The following is a 19,356-nucleotide window of genomic DNA, read 5'->3' as shown; positions in this document are numbered from 1 at the left end:
CGGGGTCCTCAGCCCGCGGTCGGGCTCAGGACGTCGTCGAGATCGGCGTCCACCACGACCACGTCGCCGGAGTCGTCGAACGCGACGATCCGCAGCGCGCCGTCGACGATCGCGAAGTCGTGCCGCGAGCCGTTGCCGACGGTGATGCCCTGGGGCGGCAGAGCGTCCTCGCTGAGCGAGCGGAGGAGGCTGCCGATCACGGCTCCGTGCGTCGCGACGATCACCCGCTGGTCGGGGAAGCGCTCGGCGACCTCGAGCAGAGCCTCCGTGGCCCGGGCGACCACCTCGGACCGCGTCTCGCAGCCGGGGATCCGCGCTCCTTCGATGCCGCCCGGGAAGAGCGCCCGGAGGTCGTCGCCGGTCATCCCCTCCGCCTCGCCGTAGGCGCGCTCGGCGAGGCCGGGCACCACGACCGGCTCGGGCAGTCCGAGTCCGCGGGCGATGATCGCGCCGGTCTCGTGGGCGCGCTGCAGCGGGCTCGAGACGACCGCGTCCCAGGAGCGCTCGCCCAGGATCCGCGCGGCGGCGCGAGCCTGGGACCGGCCGGTGTCGTTCAAGGGGATGTCGCTGGCGCCCTGGATGCGGCGGGCGGCGTTCCAGTCGGTCTGACCGTGGCGGACGAGGGTGAGCTGGGTCACGGGGAGCCTCTCGAGGAGCGGGGAGGGCGACGCCCTCGTCAGCGGGCGGGCAGGCGGTCGGCGAGGGCGCGGAGGACCTCGCTCGTGCCGCCGTCGATCTTGATCGCGGCGCGGGAGTCGCCCTTGGTGGTGCCGCGGTTGACGATGACGATCGGCATCTTGCCGCGACGGGCGATCTCGAGGAAGCGGATGCCCGAGTTCACGACGAGGGACGAGCCGGCCACGAGGAGGGCGTCGGCGCCCGCGACGATGGCGCGCGCCTCCTGGAACCGCTCCGTCGGGATGAACTCGCCGAAGAAGACGATGTCCGGCTTGAGGATCCCGCCGCAGACGGTGCACGCGGGCACGGTCATGGCCGAGACGTCGTGGACCTCGGCGTCGCCGTCGGGGTTCAGGGAGGAGACTCCCGGGTCGTCGAGCCAGGGGTTCGCCTCGGCGATGCGGTCGGCCACGGCGTCGCGGGCGAAGTACTGCCCGCAGGTCATGCAGCGCACGCGGTCGGCGGAGCCGTGGAGATCGACCACGCGTCGGGACCCGGCGCGCACGTGCAGACCGTCGACGTTCTGCGTGACGACCCCGGTGAGCACGCCGTTCTCCTCCAGGCGCGCCAGCGCGCGGTGCCCGTCGTTGGGCAGGGTGCTCGTGAAGCGCCGCCAGCCGATCTGGCTGCCCGCCCAGTAGCGCTTGCGGTACTCCGGGTCGGCGACGAACTGCGAGTAGGTCATCGGAGTGCGCACGGGCGCTCCCGCCCCGCGGTAGTCCGGGATGCCGGAGTCGGTGCTGACGCCCGCCCCCGTGACGGCGGCGATGCGGCGTCCGCTGAGGAGTTCGACGGCCTGCTCGATAGCCTCGGCACGCGTGCCGTCGGCGTCCGGTGTCGGACTCGACTCCATCCGCGCCTCCCGTCAGCGGGCCCCGCGAGTGCGACGGGCCCGTCTCGAAGTCTAGAGCGCCCCGGTGCCCTAGGGTGCCGGGATGCCGATCGTGCACATCGCGGACCTCGACCACCCCCTCCTCGCCGACTACCACCGGCTGACCGATGTCGCCCTGCGGCGGGTGCTGGAGCCGGAGGGCGGCCTCTACATCGCGGAGTCGTCGAAGGTGATCGGCCGCGCGCTCGACGCGGGGCACCGTCCGCGGTCGGTCCTGGTCCAGGAGAAGCGGCTGCCGGACGCCGCGGAGGTGCTCGAGCGCTTCCCCGAGGTCCCCGTCTTCGTCGCCCCGGACGCGATGATCGAGGAGCTCACCGGCTTCCACCTGCACCGCGGGGCGCTGGCCTCGATGCACCGGCCCGTGCTCCCCTCCGTGACGGAGCTGCTCGCGGACGCGCGGCTCGTCGTGATCCTGGAGGACCTGGTCGACCACACGAACGTCGGCGCGGTGTTCCGCGCGGCCGCGGGGATGGGGGCCGACGCGGTCCTCGTCACGCCGCGCTGCGCCGATCCGCTCTACCGCCGGAGCGTCCGGGTCAGCATGGGAACCGTCCTGCAGGTGCCGTGGACCAGGACGCCCGAGTGGGGACCGGCGCGCGAGGAGCTGCTGGCGGCGGGCTTCTCCATCGCCGCGCTCGCGCTCGCCCCCGACGCGGTGCCGCTGGACGCGTACGCGGCCGGTCGGCCCGAGCGGGTCGCCGTCGTGCTCGGGGCCGAGGGCGACGGACTGAGCCGCGCGGCGCTGGACGCGGCGGACACCGTCGTCACGATCCCGATGCTGCACGGGGTCGACTCGCTCAACGTGGCGTCCGCGGGCGCCGTGGCGCTCTGGGCGCTGACGCGACCGGGCGCACGCTGAGGCGCGACCGTCCCGGCGGGGTCCCCGGCAGCGCGGCGCGCCCCGCCTACGATGACGGGGTGAGCTCCCCGACGCGACCCGACAACTCGCCGCTCGACGTCTTCGGAGCAGTGGAGGCCGAGAACCCGGCCCCTCCCGCCTCCGCCCCGCGCCGCCGCGTCCGCCCGGCGGCGATCGTGGCCGCGGTGCTCGCCGCGGTCGTCGTCGGCGGTGGCGGGGCGTACGCGGCGACGGCGGCGAGCGCCGATCTGCCGGAGGCCACCGCCCTGGTGGCGCGGACGTCCCCCACGGTGCTCGAGGATCCCGCCCTCGCGTGGCCGTCGTACGGCTCGGGAGCGATCACCGCGCTCGGCTTCGACGGCGCGGAGCAGGACGGCGTCCTCGCGCGCTACGGCTCCGCCGATCCGGTGCCGACGGGCAGCATCGCGAAGGTCGTCACGGCGCTCGTGATCCTCTCCGCGAAGCCGATCGCCGAGGGGACCGACGGGGAGACGATCACGTTCACCGACGCGGACGTCGGCTACTACGCCGAGTCACTGGCCGAGAACGGCTCGGTCGCCCCGGTGTCGGCCGGACTCGAGCTCACCCAGCGCGAGGCGCTGACCGTGCTGATGCTCCCCTCCGCGAACAACTACTCCAAGTCGCTCGCGATCTGGGCGTTCGGGTCGGAGGAGGCGTACCTCGCCGCCGCGCGCGCCTGGCTCGACGGGCAGGGCCTCGCCCGCACGGTCGTCACCGACACGAGCGGGCTCTCCCCGGAGACCGTGAGCACGACCGCCGACATGGTGCGGCTGGGCGAGCTCCTCGTCGCCGATCCGGTGCTGGCGCCGATCGTCGCCCTGCCCACCGCGGACATCCCCGGAGTGGGCACGATCGAGAACACGAACACGCTGCTCGGCCGCGGGGGAGTGGACGGGATCAAGACCGGGACGACGGACGAGGCGGGGTCCTGCCTGCTGTTCTCGGTCGACACGACGGTCGAGGGTCAGCCGGTCACGCTCGTGGGAGTCGTCGTGGGTGCGCGCACGCATCCTCAGCTCGCCGCCGACATCCTGACGCTGCTCCCGAGCGTGGAGGCGGGGTTCCGCACGCTCCCGCTGGCGGCCGACGGGCAGGACTTCGGCTCGTACACCAGCCTCTGGGGGGACTCGGCGGTGGCGGAGACCGCAGAGGCGCGGTCCGTGCTGACCTGGGGCGCCGCGACGACGAGCACGACCGTCGCCCTCGATCCGCTCGAGACCGTCTCGGACGGATCGAGCGTCGGGACCGTCACCGTCGAGGTCGACGGCACGCCGTACGAGCTGCCCCTCGTGGCCGACGGCGCGATCGAGGACCCCGGATTCGGCTGGCGCCTGACGCACCCGGCCGAGCTGCTCGGCTAATCGGCGCCGTCGACGACGATGCGGACGCCGGCGGTCGCGATGTCGGCGGCGACCTGCTCGGGCGTCGCGTTGCCGGGAGCGGCGGACCCGGGGGCCGACGGAGCGGGCTGCGCCCGGTCGGCATCGCTGCGGTAGGGCTCGGCCGACGGCCGCTTGGCCGTGATGAAGTCGCCCGAGGACTGGTGCCGCACCCGGCGCAGGACCCACGGGACGAGGTACTCCCTCGCCCACTTGACGTCCTCCGTCCGCGCGGCGCGCCAGGTGGGCGTCGGCAGCGGCTCGGGTGCGAGGGGCCGCAGGGAGTTCTCGACGGCGAGCGCGTCGAGGACCATGCGCGCGACCTCGTGGTGCCCGTGCGGGTTGAGGTGCAGGCGGTCGGGCGCCCACATCCGCACGTCCTGGATCTCCTGGAGCGACCACTGGTCGGCGACGATGCAGTCGTAGCGCTTCGCGAGAGCGCGCAGGTTCTCGTTGTAGATCGCGACCTTGCCCCGGATCCGGCCGAAGACGGGGGAGAAGCCGACGTCGACGCCCGTGAAGAGCACCACCGTGGCGTCGTCCGAGCGCAGGCGGGCGAGCCCCGCCTCGAACCGCGACGCGATGTCGTCCGGGTCGGTCCCCGGGCGGATGACGTCGTTGCCGCCCGCGGAGATCGTGACGAGGTCGGGACGCAGCGCCAGCGCCGGCTCGATCTGCTCGTCGAGGATCTGCTGCAGCAGCTTCCCCCGGACGGCGAGGTTGGCGTAGGCGAAGTCGTCGACCTGGCTGCCGAGGACCTCGGCCACCCGGTCGGCCCAGCCGCGGTGCCCGCCGGGGCTCGCGGGCTCCGGATCGCCGATCCCCTCGGTGAAGGAGTCGCCGAGGGCGACGTAGCGGGACCACGGATGACGCTGCTCGACCATCCCTCCATTCTGCTCCGGGACCGGCGCGGCGGGATCCGTCGTGCGGACGATCGCGACACGCCCGCCCACCGCGCCGAGCGGCGCTCGATCGCGCGGCCGGGGAGCCGGTGTCGGTGCCGTCGGCTAGCGTTGGCGCACGTGAACAGTCCCTCGAGCTTCGGTCATCAGGTCGGCACCTCCGCTGCGGAGCACCTGTCCCCGTCGTTCCCCGGACGCGCTCCGTGGGGCACGGCGAACAAGCTGCGCGCGTGGCAGGCGGAGGCCCTCGAGGCCTACTTCCAGACCGAGCCGCGCGATTTCCTCGCCGCGGCGACGCCGGGCGCCGGCAAGACCACCTTCGCGCTCCGACTCGCGGCCGAGCTCCTGCACAACCGCACCGTCGACCGCATCACGGTGGTCGCGCCGACCGAGCACCTCAAGCGACAGTGGGCGGAGGCCGCGCACAGGGTCGGCATCCGGCTCGACCCCACCTTCACGAACAGGATGGGGCGCCACGCCCGTCACTACCACGGCGTCGCCGTGACGTACGCCCAGATCGCGGTCCGCCCCGAGCTGCACCGCGAGCTCACGCTCTCGGGGCGCTCCCTCGTGATCCTCGACGAGGTGCACCACGGCGGCGACGCGCTCAGCTGGGGCGACGCGATCCGCGAGGCGTTCGAGCCCGCGGTGCGCCGGCTCTCCCTGACGGGCACGCCGTTCCGCTCCGACACCGCGCCGATCCCCTTCGTCAGCTACCTCCCCGACGAGGAGGGCATCCGCACGTCCCTGACGGACTACGCCTACGGCTACGGCCGCGCACTCGCCGACGGAGTCGTCCGTCCCGTCCTGTTCATGGTCTACGCCGGGCAGATGCGCTGGAAGTCGAAGGCGGGCGACGAGATGGAGGCGCGCCTCGGCGAGGGCAACACGAAGGACATCACCTCGCAGGCCTGGCGGACGGCGCTGGACCCCAAGGGCGACTGGATCCCCTCGGTGCTGCGGGCCGCGAACACCCGGTTGAGCGAGGTGCGCCGGGCGATCCCCGACGCCGGCGGCCTGATCATCGCCACCGATCACTACGCGGCCCGCGCCTACGCCGCGATGCTCCGCGAGATCAGCGGCGAGCCCGTCACCGTCGTCCTCTCGGACGAGAAGGAGGCGAGCGACCGGATCGAGGAGTTCTCGAAGGACACGAGCCGGTGGATGGTCGCCGTGCGCATGGTGTCCGAGGGCGTCGACGTGCCGCGACTCGCCGTCGGCGTGTACGCGACGTCGGCCTCGACTCCGCTGTTCTTCGCCCAGGCGATCGGCCGATTCGTGCGCGCCCGCCGCCGCGGCGAGACCGCGTCGATCTTCCTCCCCAACGTGCCGGGTCTGCTGGCGCTGGCGAGCTCGATGGAGCAGCAGCGCGACCACGCGCTGGACCGCAAGAGCTCGGACGACGAGGAGTACCCCGAGGCCGACCTGATGGCCGACGCCGAGCGGCAGGAGAAGGCGTCCTCCGAGCTCCTCGAGGAGGGGCGCTTCGAGTCGCTCGGCTCCGCCGCGACGTTCGACCGGGTCGTCTACGAGGGCGCCGAGTTCGGGATGGAGGTCGAGGTCGAGAGCGAGGAGGAGCTCGACTTCATCGGCCTGCCCGGGCTCCTGGAGCCGGATCAGGTGCGCGAGCTCCTGCAGCACCGCCAGCAGCGGCAGGCGAAGCGCGCGGGCACCCGCCCGGGTGCGGCTGCGGCCGCGCCCGAGGCGAAGGAGAGCGAGATCCCGGCCCCCCTCTACCGCACGCTCAAGGAGCAGCGGAGCCTCCTGAACTCGCTCGTCGGGCTGTGGGCCCGCAACACGGGGGAGACCCACGGGCAGGTCCACACCGAGCTGCGCCGGCTCTGCGGCGGCCCGGCGGTCGCGCAGGCCAGCGTGACGCAGCTGCAGGCCCGCATCGACCTGCTGCGGCGCAGGATCGGCTCGCACTGACCCGGAGCGCCCCGCTAGCCGATCATCCGGGCGCGGCGCCAGCCCCTCCGGCAGGATCGGCACCGCCCGTACTGTTCCAAGCGTGACCTCGCCGCTCCTCCCGATCCGATCGTCGCGCCCCCGCCCGGCCTCCGCGATCGGTGACGAGGACGGCCGCTCGTGACCGCCGCCGGCCCGGGCCTCCCGGCTGAGGCGGAGGAGTCCCTCGCTAAGGTGGGCAGTCGGTCCGTCGCTGAGGCGAGGGACCACCACCCCCGACGTCGGGCATCCGCGGACCGAACGACGGCCTCATCCGGATCGCCCGAGACCACACCCCAGAGGAGTCTCGTGGAGACCTGGCCCGGAACCGCCTACCCCTTGGGCGCCACTTTCGACGGAAGCGGCACGAACTTCGCTCTCTTCAGCGAGATCGCCGATCGCGTCGAGCTCTGCCTCTTCGACGACGACGGCACCGAGACGCGAGTCGACGTGCTCGAGTCGGACGCCTACGTCTGGCACTGCTACCTGCCGCAGGTGCAGCCCGGTCAGAAGTACGGCTACCGCATCCACGGTCCGTACGACCCGGCCGCCGGTCAGCGCTGCAACCCGAACAAGCTGCTGCTCGACCCCTACGCGAAGGCCGTCGCGGGCGAGATCGACTGGGACCAGTCGCTCTTCTCGTACACCTTCGGCGATCCCGACTCGACGAACGACGAGGACTCGGCGCCGCACATGATGATGGGCGTCGTCATCAACCCGTTCTTCGACTGGGCCGGCGATCGCCGACCGCGCATCTCGTACGACCGCACGGTCATCTACGAGGCGCATGTGAAGGGCCTCACCAAGAGCCACCCCGACATCCCGGAGGAGCTGCGCGGCACGTACGCGGGCGTCGCTCACCCCGCGGTCATCGCGCACCTCAAGCACCTGGGCATCACGGCGATCGAGCTGATGCCCGTGCACCAGTTCGTCAACGACTCGACGCTGATCGAGAAGGGGCTGTCGAACTACTGGGGCTACAACACCATCGGCTTCTTCGCGCCGCAGAACACCTACTCCTCCACGGGCGACCAGGGCCAGCAGGTCCAGGAGTTCAAGAGCATGGTGCGCGCTCTGCACGCGGCCGGCATCGAGGTCATCCTCGACGTGGTGTACAACCACACCGCCGAGGGCAACCACCTCGGTCCGTCGCTGTCCTTCCGCGGCATCGACAACGAGGCGTACTACCGCCTCGTGGACGACGACAAGCGCTACTACATGGACTACACCGGCACGGGGAACACCCTCAACGTCCGGCACCCGCACTCGCTGCAGCTGATCATGGACTCGCTGCGGTACTGGGTCACCGAGATGCGCGTCGACGGATTCCGCTTCGACCTCGCCTCGGCGCTCGCCCGGGAGTTCTACGACGTCGACCGCCTCTCCACCTTCTTCGAGCTCGTGCAGCAGGACCCCGTGGTCTCGCAGGTGAAGCTCATCGCCGAGCCCTGGGACGTGGGCCCCGGCGGGTACCAGGTGGGCAACTTCCCCCCGCAGTGGACGGAGTGGAACGGCAAGTACCGCGACACGGTGCGCGACTTCTGGCGCGGGGAGCCCTCCACGATGGGCGAGTTCGCCTCGCGCCTCACGGGGTCGGCCGACCTCTACGCCCGATCGGGCCGCTACCCGGTCGCGTCGATCAACTTCGTCACCGCTCACGACGGCTTCACCCTGCGCGACCTGGTCTCGTACAACGAGAAGCACAACGAGGCGAACGGGGAGGACGGCAACGACGGCGAGTCCCACAACCGCTCGTGGAACCACGGCGTCGAGGGCCCCACCGACGACCCGACCGTGCTCGGACTGCGTGCGCGGCAGCAGCGCAACTTCCTGGCGACCATGCTCATCTCGCAGGGCGTCCCGATGATCCTGCACGGAGACGAGCTCGGGCGCACCCAGAACGGCAACAACAACACCTACGCCCAGGACAGCGAGCTGACCTGGATCGACTGGTCGACCGCCGACCGCCCGCTGCTGGAGTTCACGGCGGCGCTGATCCGCCTCCGCGCCGAGCACCCGACGTTCCGCCGCGGCCGCTTCTTCGACGGACGCCCCGTGCTGCGCGGCTCCGAGGAGCCCCTGCCCGACATCGTCTGGTTCAAGTCGGACGGCACCGAGATGACGCCGTCGGACTGGGACTCCGGTCTGGACCGCTCGGTGGGCATCTACCTCAACGGCAACGGCATCCGCGAGCGCGACGAGCGCGGCCAGCCGGTGACCGACGACAGCTTCCTCCTCTACTTCAACGCCGATGACGTCGACGTCGAGTTCACGATCCCGAGCGACGAGTACGCGCTGGCGTGGGCGGTGCTCGTCGACACGGCGGGTGCCGAGGCCGACTCCGTGCCGCGTCCGGCGGGGGCGATGCTCACCGTCCAGGCGAAGTCGCTCGTGATCCTCCAGGAGCACAGCGCGCCCGAGCCCGAGGTCGACCACTCCGTCGCCGCCTCCCTCGCCTCGCTCGCCGCCACCTCGGCGATCCCGATCGTCGGAACCACCAGCCCCCACGCGGAGTCGACCGACTCCGCGACCGCCTCTTCGACAGGAGCCTGACGTGCGACTGCCCGCTTCGACCTACCGACTCCAGATCCGCTCCGGCTTCGATCTCGACGAGGCGGCGCAGATCGCCGACTACGTGCGCTCGCTCGGCGCCGACTGGCTCTACTTCTCCCCGCTGCTGACGGCCGAGTCCGGCTCCGACCACGGCTACGACGTCGTCGACCACTCGCAGGTCGATCCGGCGCGCGGCGGAGGCGAGGGCCTGGCCCGCGCCGCGGCCGCCGCCAGGGCCGAGGGCCTCGGCGTCCTGATCGACATCGTGCCGAACCACATGGGCGTCGCGACGCCGAGCGAGAACTCCTGGTGGTGGGACCTCCTGAAGAACGGGACGTCGTCCCGCTACGCGACGGCGTTCGACGTCGACTGGGAGGCGGGCGGCGGCAAGCTGCGCGTCCCGATCCTGGGAGACGGCGCGAGCGAGGGCGACAGCGACAGCGAGCTCGACGCCCTCGAGGTCGTCGGCGACGAGCTGCACTACTACGAGAACCGCCTGCCGATCGCGCCCGGCACCGCCGAGCCCGGCGACTCCGGTCGGGTGGTGCACGAGCGTCAGAGCTACGAGCTGGTGAACTGGCGCCGGGCGGACGCGGAGCTCAACTACCGCCGCTTCTTCGCGGTGAACACCCTCGCCGCGATCACCGTCGAGCGACCCGAGGTGTTCGACGCCTCGCACCGCGAGATCGTCCGCTGGTTCGCGGAGGGGCTGGCCGACGGCCTCCGGGTCGATCACCCGGACGGCCTCGCCGACCCGGGCGGGTACCTCGACGACCTCGCGCGCGCCATCGGCGGAGCGCCGGTCTGGGTCGAGAAGATCCTCGAGGGCGACGAGACGCTTCCGGCGCACTGGGCCACCGTGGGCACGACCGGCTACGACGCACTCGCCGACATCGACCGGGTCCTGGTGGACGCCGACTCGCGGCCCGTGCTGGAGGGACTGGACGCGGAGCTCGGCGGCGGCGGCTCGCCCGTCGTCTGGGCCGATCTGATCCACGACACCAAGCGCGGCATCGCGGACGGGATCCTCCGCTCCGAGGTCCTGCGGCTCGCCCGCCTGATCCCCGAGGTCGACGGGGCGGACGACGCGCTCGCCGAGCTGCTCGCGACGTTCCCGGTGTACCGCAGCTATCTCCCGTACGGAGCGGAGCACCTCGAGCACGCCCGCGTCGACGCCGTGCACCGCCGCCCGGAGATCGCCCGCACGATCGACCGGGTCGCGGAGCTGCTCGGCGAGACCGGCACTCCCGTCTCCGTCCGCTTCCAGCAGACCTCCGGCATGGTGATGGCGAAGGGCGTCGAGGACACGGCCTTCTACCGGTACAGCCGGCTCACGTCGCTGAACGAGGTCGGGGCGGACCCCGAGGAGTTCTCCATCGAGCTCGAGGAGTTCCACCGCCGTCAGGGCGTGCGCCAGGCCTCCTTCCCGGCGTCGCTCACCACCCTCTCGACGCACGACACGAAGCGGGGCGAGGACACGAGGGCGCGCATCACGGCCCTCGCGGAGGAGCCCGAGGTCTGGGCCGGGACCCTGCGAGCGCTGCACTCGCTGGTCGGATTCGGGGACGGACCCGTCGAGCACCTCCTCTGGGAGGCGATCGTCGGATCGTGGCCCGCGTCGCGCGAGCGCCTGCACGCCTACGCCGAGAAGGCCTCGCGGGAGGCGGGCAGCTCGACGAAGTGGACCGCTCCCGACGAGGCGTTCGAGAAGCGGATGCACGCGGCGGTCGACGCCGCGTTCGACGACGCGGAGGTCCGCCGTCTCGTCGAGGAGACCGTCGCCCGCGTGCAGGCGACGGGCTGGTCGAACAGCCTCTCCGCCAAGCTCGTGCAGCTGACGGCGCCCGGCATCCCGGACGTCTACCAGGGCAGCGAGCTCTGGGAGACCTCCCTCGTCGATCCGGACAACCGCCGTCCGGTCGACTTCGCCGAGCGGCGCTCCCTGCTCGAGCGGATCGACGGAGGATGGGTCCCCGGGATCGACGAGGAGGGCGCCGCGAAGCTGCTCGTCACCTCGCGGGCGCTGCGACTGCGCCGCGACCGTCCGGAGCTGTTCACGCGCTACGCCCCGGTCCTCGCCATCGGAGAGGCGCGGGAGCACGTCATCGCCTTCGATCGCGGAGGCGCCCTGACCGTCGCCACGCGGCTCCCGCACGGCCTCGAGCAGTCCGGCGGGTGGGGCGGGACCGTGCTCGTGCTGCCGGGGCACCCCGTGCAGGACCTGCTCACCGGGCGCACCTTCGCGGGAGGCACCACTCCCGTCGCCGAGATCCTCGGCGGCGGACTCCCGGTCGCGCTGCTCGTCCCGGTCGCCTGACCCTCCGGCCGGGGCTCTCCGCCCCGGCCGGCACCCCTCCTCCCGTCTGCCGAACCGCTCAGGAGCTCCCCGTGATCAGTACGACCCCCTACCGCTACGCCCTCGCCACCACCGGGCCGGACCGCTTCGACGTCTGGGCCCCCGAGGCCTCGGCCGTCGAGCTCGTGATCGAGGGCGGCGACCCCGTCGCGATGACGAGGAGGGGCGAGGAGGGCTGGTGGCGCGTCTCCGGCTCCGTTCCCGACGGTGAGGTCGACTACGGCTACCGCGTCGACGGCTCCGGGCCGTTCCCGGACCCGCGCTCGCGACGCCAGCCCGGCGGGGTGCACGAGCTGTCGCGCACCTACGACCCGGCCGCGCACGCGTGGCAGGACGGAGCCTGGACGGGCCGCCAGCTGGCCGGAGCGGTGATCTACGAGCTGCACATCGGCACGTTCACCCCCGAGGGGACGCTGGACGCCGCGGCGGGCAAGCTCGACCACCTGCGCTCGCTGGGCGTGGACTTCATCGAGATCCTGCCGGTCAACGCGGTGAACGGCACGCACAACTGGGGCTACGACGGTGTGCTCTGGTACGCCGTCCACGAGCCGTACGGGGGACCGGAGGCGTACCAGCGGTTCGTCGACGCGGCGCACCGCGCCGGCATGGGCGTGATCCAGGACGTGGTCTACAACCACCTCGGTCCCAGCGGCAACTACCTCCCCGAGTTCGGCCCCTACCTCAAGAGCGAGAAGGCCAACACGTGGGGCAGCTCCGTCAACCTCGACGGTGAGGGCTCGGACGTCGTCCGCGGCTACATCATCGACAACGCCCTGATGTGGCTGCGCGACTACCACGTCGACGCGCTGCGGCTGGACGCGGTCCACGCGCTGGTCGACGAGCGGGCGGTGCACGTGCTCGAGGAGATGGCGTCGGAGGTGGCGGTCCTCTCGGCGCACGTGGGACGCCCGCTCACGCTGATCGCCGAATCCGACCTCAACGATCCGACGCTGATCACCCCGCGCGAGGCGGGCGGCTACGGTCTCGACGCCCAGTGGAGCGACGACTTCCACCACGCGGTGCACGTCGCCCTGACCGGCGAGACCACCGGCTACTACGAGGACTTCGCCCCGCTCGGAGCCCTCGAGAAGGTGCTGACCCGCGGGTTCTTCCACGACGGCACCCTCTCGACCTTCCGGGGTCGTCACCACGGTCGGCCGATCGACACCGAGCGGATGCCCGCCTGGCGTCTCGTGGTCTGCAGCCAGAACCACGACCAGATCGGCAACCGGGCGATCGGCGACCGCCTCACGGCGACCCTCGACGAGGGCCGGCTCGCGATCGCTGCGGCGCTCACCCTGCTCGGCCCGTTCACTCCGATGCTCTTCATGGGCGAGGAGTGGGCCGCGTCGACTCCCTGGCAGTTCTTCACCTCGCACCCCGAGAAGGACCTGGGCGAGGCGACGGCGAAGGGCCGCATCGCGGAGTTCGCGAAGATGGGCTGGGACCCCGAGGTCGTTCCCGACCCGCAGGATCCGGAGACCTTCACCCGATCGCGGCTCGACTGGTCCGAGGCCGAGGAGGGGCGGCACGCCCGGATCCTCGGCGTGTACCGCGAGCTCGGCGCCCTGCGTCGTCGATTCCCCGAGCTGACCGATCCGCGGTTCGGCTCGCTCGTCGTCGACGTCGATGAGGAGCAGCGCTGGCTGACCCTGGGCCGCGGCCGGGTGACGATCGCGATCAACGTCGGCGACGCGGCGACGCGCGTGCCGCTGCCCGAGGTCGCCGAGTCGCTCCTGGGCGTCGGCGAGTACGCGGTGCAGCCGGGCGACACCGAGGTCGATCTCGGCGCCTCCTCGCTGCTGATCACCCTCACGACCGCGGACTGATCCGGGGCTCCTCGAACCGCCGCGGAGGGACGGCTCGCCTCGCGGCGGGTCGTCCCTCCGTCGTCGGCGGTCAGCGCAGCGTCGCCGTGTACTCGGCGGCGGCGACGACGCGCACGCCGTCGTCGTGCACGAGCAGCAGCGCTCGGAGCGGGATGGCGCGGCGGTGGCAAGCGGCGGCCAGGTAGCGGGCGAGCACCCGGTCGGTCTCGCCGAGGAAGGCCCGGCCCGGCCGTTCGAGCGCGAAGGCGAGCGAGCCGACCTCCTGATGGGCGACCGCCTTGGCGAGCGTCGCGACGATCCTCTCGGTGCGCGCCTCGTCGGGGTGCACCGGGAGCCCGTCGACGGGATAGAGGATCGGCAGCTGGAAGCCCTCGCGGTCGAGGAGGATCGGCCAGAGGGCTCGGCGGTAGGCCGGGCCGATCAGCGAGGACACCCGCTCGCGCAGATCCCTGTCGTCGAGCAGCGGCGCATCCAGGTGCGGGAGCGGACCGGCGGAGTGGGTGGTGGTCATCGGATCGCTTTCTCGTGGAGCGTGCGATCGCGGGAGCGGTCGTCGCCGGGTGCCAGTGGTCATCGGAAGTTGCGGGAGGTCGTTCGAGCGCCGACCGAGAGGGGTTCGAAGCGGTCGGCGATCAGGTTGGTGACGCCTTCCCGGGAGCGCTCGAGGACTCCGCGGACGAGCAGAGCGGGCGCTTCCCGGGCGATGCGCCGGTAGCGGTTCCATACTCCGACGGAGCAGATCACGTTGAGGATCCCGTGCTCGTCCTCGAGGTTCATGAAGGTCACTCCGCCGGCTGTGGAGGGACGTTGGCGGTGGATCACCACCCCGGCGACCTCGATCCGCGTTCCGGAGGAGGTGCCGGGGAGGTCGGCCGTGGAGCGCGCTCCACGAGCCTGCAGATCGGTGCGGAGGTGACGGAGCGGATGGTCGTCGGGCGAGACGCCGGTCGCCCAGAAGTCGAAGACGACGCGCTCCTGTGCGGAGAGCATCGGCAGCAGCGGGGGCTGGACCGCGACCACCGATCCCGCGAGGAACTCCTCGCGGTCCGAGGCGGCCGTCCCGGCCTCCCAGAGGGCCTGGCGACGATCGAGGCCGAGCGAGTCGAACGCCCCCGCCGCGCCGAGCGCCTCGAGCTGGGTCGCGTTCGCCCCCACCCTCCTCGAGAGGTCGGACATGCTCGCGTACGCGCCTCCCCGCTCGCGCTCGGCCACGATGCGCTCGGCGAGGGCGTCCCCGATGCCCTTCACGCCGGCCAGCCCGAGCCGGATGACGAAGTGCGCGTCACGGCGGTGGTCGTCGGTGTCGAAGTGCTCCGACCTGTCGAAGAGACCCGTCGGCGGCTGATGAGGGGAGAGGCACTCCTCCCGGCCGTACCCCGCCCCGCGACGTCGGGGACGCGGCGCCTCCTCCGCCGCCTCGAGTCCGGGGTGCGCGAGCGAGCGGTTCACGTCGGGCGACTCGACGCGCACCCCGTGCCGCCGGGCGTCGGCGACGAGCGTGTGCGGGGCGTAGAACCCCATCGGCTGCGCGCGGAGCAGGGCCGCCGTGAACGCCGCCGGGTAGTGGAGCCGGAGCCACGCGCTCGCGTAGACGAGCAGGGCGAAGCTGATCGCGTGGCTCTCGGCGAAGCCGAAGTTCGCGAAGGCCTGGATCCGGGTGTAGATGTCGTCGGCCACCTCGCCGGTGATGCCGTTGCGCTCCATGCCCTGGTAGAGCCGCTCGCGCAGGGTCTCGATCTTCTCCGTGCCCCTCTTGGACCCCATGGCCCGCCTCAGGAGGTCGGCGTCCTCGGCGTTGCAGTCGCCCACCGCGACGGCCACCTGCATGAGCTGCTCCTGGAAGAGCGGGACGCCCAGGGTGCGCTTGAGAGGGGTGACGAGGAGGGGGTGCTGGTACGTCACCGGCTCCTCGCCGAGCTTGCGCCGGATGTAGGGGTGCACCGCTCCGCCCTGGATGGGGCCGGGACGGATGAGGGCGACCTCGATCACCAGGTCGTAGAAGCGGCGCGGCTGCAGCCGGGGGAGGGTGCCCATCTGGGCGCGGCTCTCGACCTGGAACACCCCGATCGAGTCGGCGCGGCAGAGCTGGTCGTAGACGCCCTTCTCCTCCCGCGGGAGGGTGGAGAGGTCCCACTTCTCGCCGACGTGCTCGGCGACGAGGTCGAAGGTGTACTGCAGGGCGGCGAGCATCCCGAGACCGAGCAGGTCGAACTTGACGAGGCCCATCCAGGCGCAGTCGTCCTTGTCCCACTGCAGCACGGTCCGCTTCTCCATCCGCGCGGGCTCGATCGGGCACACCTCGCCCACCGGGCGATCGGTGAGCACCATGCCGCCGGAGTGGATCCCGAGGTGCCGGGGTGCGCCGAGGACGCGGGTGGCGAGGGCGACGACGTCGTCGGGGATGTCGTGGTCGGTGCTCTCGACGATCGCACCCCAGGACTCGACCTGCTTCGACCAGCCGTCCTGCTGGCCCGGGCTGTAGCCCAGGGCCTTCGCCATGTCGCGGACGGCGAACTTGGGTCGGTAGGTGATGACGTTGGCCACCTGCGCGGCGTTCAGCCGGCCGTACTTCTCGTAGACGTGCTGGATGACCTCCTCGCGCCGCTCCGAGTCGAAGTCGACGTCGATGTCGGGCTCCTCATCGCGGATGCTCGAGAGGAAGCGCTCGAACGGGAGGTCGTAGAAGATCGAGTCCACCGCCGTGATGCCCAGGACGTAGCAGACCGCGGAGTTCGCGGCGGAGCCGCGGCCCTGGCAGAGGATCCCCTTCCCCTTGGCGAAGTGCACGATGTCGTGGACGATCAGGAAGTAGCCGGGGAAGTCCTTGGCCTCGATGACCGCCAGCTCCTTCTCGAGCCGGTCGAGCACGTCGGAGTCGGCCTGCGGGTACTTCTCGGGCACGGCGCGGCGCACGAGCTCGCGCAGCCAGCTCATCGGCGTGTGCCCGTCCCCGACCTCCTGGCGGGGCAGCCGGGGTCTGACCCGGCCCAGCTCGAAGGCGATCTCGTCGGCCACGAGGACCGTTGTCTCGACGGAGCCCGGGTAGCGCGCGAACCGCTCGGCCATCTCGGCTCCGGAGCGCAGGTGCGCTCCTGCGGCGGCGGGCAGCCAGCCGTCCATCTCGTCGAGGCTGCGCCGTGCTCGGACGGCCGCCAGCGCGGTCTGCAGCGGACGGTCCTCGGGGCGGGCGTAGTGGACGTTCCCGGTCGCCACCCGTCGCAGTCCGAGGCGCTCCGCGATTCCGGCGAGCTGGTCGTTGTGCAGCGAGGCGAGCGGATCGCCGTGGTCGTACAGCTCGACGATCACGTTGGCGGCTCCGAAGAGGCGGACGAGCTCGCGCACCTCCTCCTCGGCCGCCGACTCCCCGCTCGCGACCAGCGCCTGGCGCACAGCGCCCTTCCGGCATCCGGTGAGGACGATCCAGTGGCCCCCTGCCGCCCGGGCGAGCTCCTCGAGGTCGTAGCTGGGCTTGCCCTTCTCGGCGCCGGCGAGCTGAGCGGTCGTCAGGGCGCGGGCGAGCCGGTGGTAGCCCTCCTCGCGACGCGCGAGCACCAGCAGGTGGGAGCCCTCGGGATCGGCGACGCCGTTCTGGGGAGCGCGCAGTCCGAGCGAGAGCTCGGCGCCGAACGCGGTCCGGACGGGGTGCCCCTGCGCCGCCTCGGCCATCCGGACGATCCCGTACAGGCCGTCGTGGTCGGTCAGGGCGAGGGTGTCGATGCCGAGACGGACCGCCTCCTCGACCAGCTGCTCGGGCCGGTTCGCTCCGTCGAGGAAGCTGAAGTTGGAGTGGGCGTGCAGCTCGGCGTAGGGCACCTTCCGATCGGGGGAGCGGACGTCGTCGCCCGCCGTGTAGGCCGGCCGCTTGTGCGACCATGCGGGGCTGTCCCCTCCGTCCCCCTGGACGGGGCTGCCATCGGCCCTGCGTCCCGAGGAGAGGCGTCGTTCGAACTCCGACCAGGGGATCGGCGGGTTGTTCCAGCCCATGGGGCTCCTTCTGAGAGGTGGGGTCGAGCGCGGTCGGAGGAGGAGGAGGAGGAGGGCCGTCAGTCGTACCGGGCCTCCGCGGCCCACTCCCCGTCGCGGCAGAGCAGGAGCCAGGCGGTGCCGGCCGCATCGACGACCTGGAACCGGTCGTAGCGCGTGGCCGTCCGTGCGTCCCACCACCGCTCGTCCACGGGCCAGGGGCCGGCCCAGCCACTGATGGGCTCGAGCCGTGCCTGCGAGGTTCCGAGCGCGAAGTAGACGGGGACGGAGACGAGCGCGCCGCGATCGTCCACCGACACGGGCTCGCCCCGCGGGCCGCGCACCAGGGCCGCTGAGGGCTCGGTGAACACCGTGGGAGGCAGGGGCGGCGGGAGCGAGCCCGGCCAGGGCAGCTCCTTGGGCCGGGCGTCCCCGGGCTCCCGATCGCCCCAGGGCACGAGGTGCTGCCGGTCGCGGAGCGCCCGGCCGCCCCCGATCGACGCGGTCACGACCGCCTCGTGCCCGAGCATGCTCTGCACCCGGCTGAGGCCGTGGTGGACCCGCTCCTCGGGTGCAGTGCCCCAGAGTCCCTGCTCGTGGTTGCCGATCGCATCGACGGCCTCGGGCTCGACGCCGATGCGGGCGATCGGGGAGCGCAGGCCGGTGTCGATCGCTCCACTGCCCTGCAGCTGCCAGCGCACCCGGTCGAGGACGTCTCCCGGGGTGAACCAGCGCGGGTGCAGCCAGGTGCGGGTCGAGAGCTCGCCACGATCACTGGTGACGTCGATGCGGATCGCCGTGGCCACCAGCTGAGATCGGGTGAGGCCCGCGACGAACTCCTCCGCCGCGATGCGGAAGGCGAAGGCGGCCTGGTCGATGCGGTCGAGCGGGGGCTCGAACTCGAGGAACCGGTCCAGCCTCTCGGGGGGCAGCCGCGGGACGACGGCCTCCGTCTCGGCTCCTCGGGCGAGGAGGTGGGAGCGCGCGCCCTCGGGACCGAACCTGGCCGCGACGTCCTCGGCCGGCAGCGCCGCGAAGGCTCCGAGGGTGCGCACCCCGAGCCGGCGCAGGAGGGTCACCAGATCCTCGCCCCGCACCGGCTTCGGGCGGACGACGGGTGCTCCGACGGCCTCCGTGCCGAGTGCCTCCAGGGGCAGCGGTGCGAGGAACTCCGCGGTGGCTCCGGCCGCCACGATCGCGACCGGCTCGCCCGAGTGCTTGGCGGCGAGCTCCGAGGCGAAGAGCCCGTCGGCGATGCCGATGCGGGCGCGCTCGACCCCGAGCCCGGCCAGGCGGCGGAGGATCGCCTCGGCGGCGGACTGCTCGCTCCCGTAGTAGCGGCGGGGCCCTCGAGCGCGGATCGCGCACAGTCCGGGGCGGATCAGCTGGACACCGGGGGTGATCTCCTCCAGAGCCTGCACGAGCGGTTCGAAGGCGCGGTGATCGAGGACCGGGTCGTAGGGCAGGACGGTCAGGCCCGTGCAGCGCGACTGCGCCTCGCGGATCCGCATGCCCCGTCGCACGCCCTCGGACCGTGCCGCCGGGGAGCAGGCGAAGACGCGGCTCTTCTCGGTGAGCGCCAGCGGCGCCTCGAACGGCATCCCGGCGTCCCCCGCTGCGGCCAGCAGCGGCCAGTCCGGGCACCACACGAGGATCGTGCGGCGCAGCTCGGGTGCGGTCGTCATGTCAGACCGCCTGCTCTCGCAGGCGCGAGCGCTCGTCGAGCACTCCGAAGGCCGGATCGGCTCCCGGCATGCTCATCCGCACCGTGCGGACCCGGGTGCCGGCTCGACCGACCACATCGACCAGAGCCTCCCGGGAGCGCAGGTAGCCGTGGCCGGCCCCGAGCCCCTCCCACCGGTTGCTGCGGATGCTGAGCCGGGCCTCGGCCTGGGGCCACTCGCCGAGGACGACGAGAGCGGCTCCCCGCTGGCGCAGCCGGGCGCCGAGTCGGGAGACGTCGGCCGAGGAGGCCGA

General features: G+C 72.4%; 12 protein-coding genes and 1 pseudogene. 6 read left to right on the top strand and 7 right to left on the bottom strand.

Translation table 11 applies throughout. The annotated features are described in order from the left end of the window. Positions 1-8 precede the first annotated feature (8 nt). Together NB037_RS00065 and NB037_RS00060 are read right to left on the bottom strand one after the other, a co-directional pair. Entirely contained in the window at positions 9-638 is a 630-nt protein-coding gene (locus NB037_RS00065) for a histidine phosphatase family protein (RefSeq protein WP_251942482.1), read from the bottom strand. Positions 639-676: 38 nt separating this feature from the next. Further along, entirely contained in the window at positions 677-1,531 is an 855-nt protein-coding gene (locus NB037_RS00060; protein ID WP_207402588.1) for a Sir2 family NAD-dependent protein deacetylase, read from the bottom strand. Positions 1,532-1,613: 82 nt separating this feature from the next. Here NB037_RS00060 and NB037_RS00055 point away from each other — a divergent pair, with 82 nt between their 5' ends. After that, positions 1,614-2,429 carry a TrmH family RNA methyltransferase gene (locus NB037_RS00055; RefSeq protein ID WP_251942480.1) on the top strand — a complete coding sequence of 272 codons (816 nt, stop codon included), beginning with the start codon at positions 1,614-1,616 and terminating at the stop codon, positions 2,427-2,429. Positions 2,430-2,488: 59 nt separating this feature from the next. Further along, a complete protein-coding gene (locus NB037_RS00050) occupies positions 2,489-3,811 on the top strand; it encodes a D-alanyl-D-alanine carboxypeptidase family protein (RefSeq protein ID WP_251942478.1) in 1,323 nt (440 codons plus the stop codon). Here the strand turns inward: NB037_RS00050 and NB037_RS00045 are convergent. Further along, entirely contained in the window at positions 3,808-4,713 is a 906-nt protein-coding gene (locus NB037_RS00045) for an SGNH/GDSL hydrolase family protein (RefSeq protein WP_251942476.1), read from the bottom strand. The genes NB037_RS00050 and NB037_RS00045 overlap by 4 nt on opposite strands. Positions 4,714-4,851: 138 nt before the next feature. Between NB037_RS00045 and NB037_RS00040 the strand changes: the two genes are divergently transcribed. The 4 genes from NB037_RS00040 (at position 4,852) to treZ (ending at position 13,416) form a co-directional block, all read left to right on the top strand. Continuing rightward, entirely contained in the window at positions 4,852-6,660 is a 1,809-nt protein-coding gene (locus NB037_RS00040) for a DEAD/DEAH box helicase (protein WP_251942474.1), read from the top strand. 327 nt (positions 6,661-6,987) lie between these two features. Then, positions 6,988-9,231 carry a glycogen debranching protein GlgX gene (glgX, locus tag NB037_RS00035; protein WP_251942472.1) on the top strand — a complete coding sequence of 748 codons (2,244 nt, stop codon included), beginning with the start codon at positions 6,988-6,990 and terminating at the stop codon, positions 9,229-9,231. 1 nt (position 9,232) lies between these two features. Next, positions 9,233-11,548 carry a malto-oligosyltrehalose synthase gene (gene treY, locus NB037_RS00030; RefSeq protein WP_251942470.1) on the top strand — a complete coding sequence of 772 codons (2,316 nt, stop codon included), beginning with the start codon at positions 9,233-9,235 and terminating at the stop codon, positions 11,546-11,548. A gap of 71 nt (positions 11,549-11,619) precedes the next feature. Continuing rightward, complete coding sequence (gene treZ, locus NB037_RS00025; protein ID WP_251942468.1) at positions 11,620-13,416, top strand: malto-oligosyltrehalose trehalohydrolase; 1,797 nt, start codon at positions 11,620-11,622, stop codon at positions 13,414-13,416. 70 nt (positions 13,417-13,486) lie between these two features. Here the strand turns inward: treZ and NB037_RS00020 are convergent, their stop codons facing one another. The 4 genes and pseudogenes from NB037_RS00020 to NB037_RS00005 all read right to left on the bottom strand — a co-directional run. Continuing rightward, a complete protein-coding gene (locus tag NB037_RS00020; protein WP_251942466.1) occupies positions 13,487-13,927 on the bottom strand; it encodes a hypothetical protein in 441 nt (146 codons plus the stop codon). A 59-nt stretch (positions 13,928-13,986) separates the two neighbouring features. After that, positions 13,987-17,400: an error-prone DNA polymerase gene (locus tag NB037_RS00015; protein ID WP_251942464.1), complete on the bottom strand. Its 3,414-nt coding sequence runs from the start codon at positions 17,398-17,400 to the stop codon at positions 13,987-13,989. Positions 17,401-17,459: 59 nt separating this feature from the next. Continuing rightward, a complete protein-coding gene (locus NB037_RS00010; protein WP_251942463.1) occupies positions 17,460-19,064 on the bottom strand; it encodes a DNA polymerase Y family protein in 1,605 nt (534 codons plus the stop codon). Between the two features lies 1 nt (position 19,065). Then, a pseudogene (locus NB037_RS00005) lies at positions 19,066-19,356 on the bottom strand (hypothetical protein); the annotation flags it as partial.

Origin of the sequence: Rathayibacter rubneri (assembly GCF_023743255.1) — a bacterium.
Classification (GTDB): Bacteria; Actinomycetota; Actinomycetes; order Actinomycetales; family Microbacteriaceae; genus Rathayibacter; species Rathayibacter rubneri.
Note: the sequence above shows the minus strand (reverse complement) of the source record. Positions and strands in the feature narration are given on the sequence as shown.

Excerpts from the sequence above, each read along its gene's own strand:
- NB037_RS00060 (WP_207402588.1), bottom strand. The coding sequence starts at position 1,531 with ATGGAGTCGAGTCCGACACCGGACGCCGACGGCACGCGTGCCGAGGCT.
- NB037_RS00020 (WP_251942466.1), bottom strand. The coding sequence starts at position 13,927 with ATGACCACCACCCACTCCGCCGGTCCGCTCCCGCACCTGGATGCGCCG.
- NB037_RS00055 (WP_251942480.1), top strand. The coding sequence starts at position 1,614 with ATGCCGATCGTGCACATCGCGGACCTCGACCACCCCCTCCTCGCCGAC.
- NB037_RS00010 (WP_251942463.1), bottom strand. The coding sequence starts at position 19,064 with ATGACGACCGCACCCGAGCTGCGCCGCACGATCCTCGTGTGGTGCCCG.
- NB037_RS00045 (WP_251942476.1), bottom strand. The coding sequence starts at position 4,713 with ATGGTCGAGCAGCGTCATCCGTGGTCCCGCTACGTCGCCCTCGGCGAC.
- NB037_RS00015 (WP_251942464.1), bottom strand. The coding sequence starts at position 17,400 with ATGGGCTGGAACAACCCGCCGATCCCCTGGTCGGAGTTCGAACGACGC.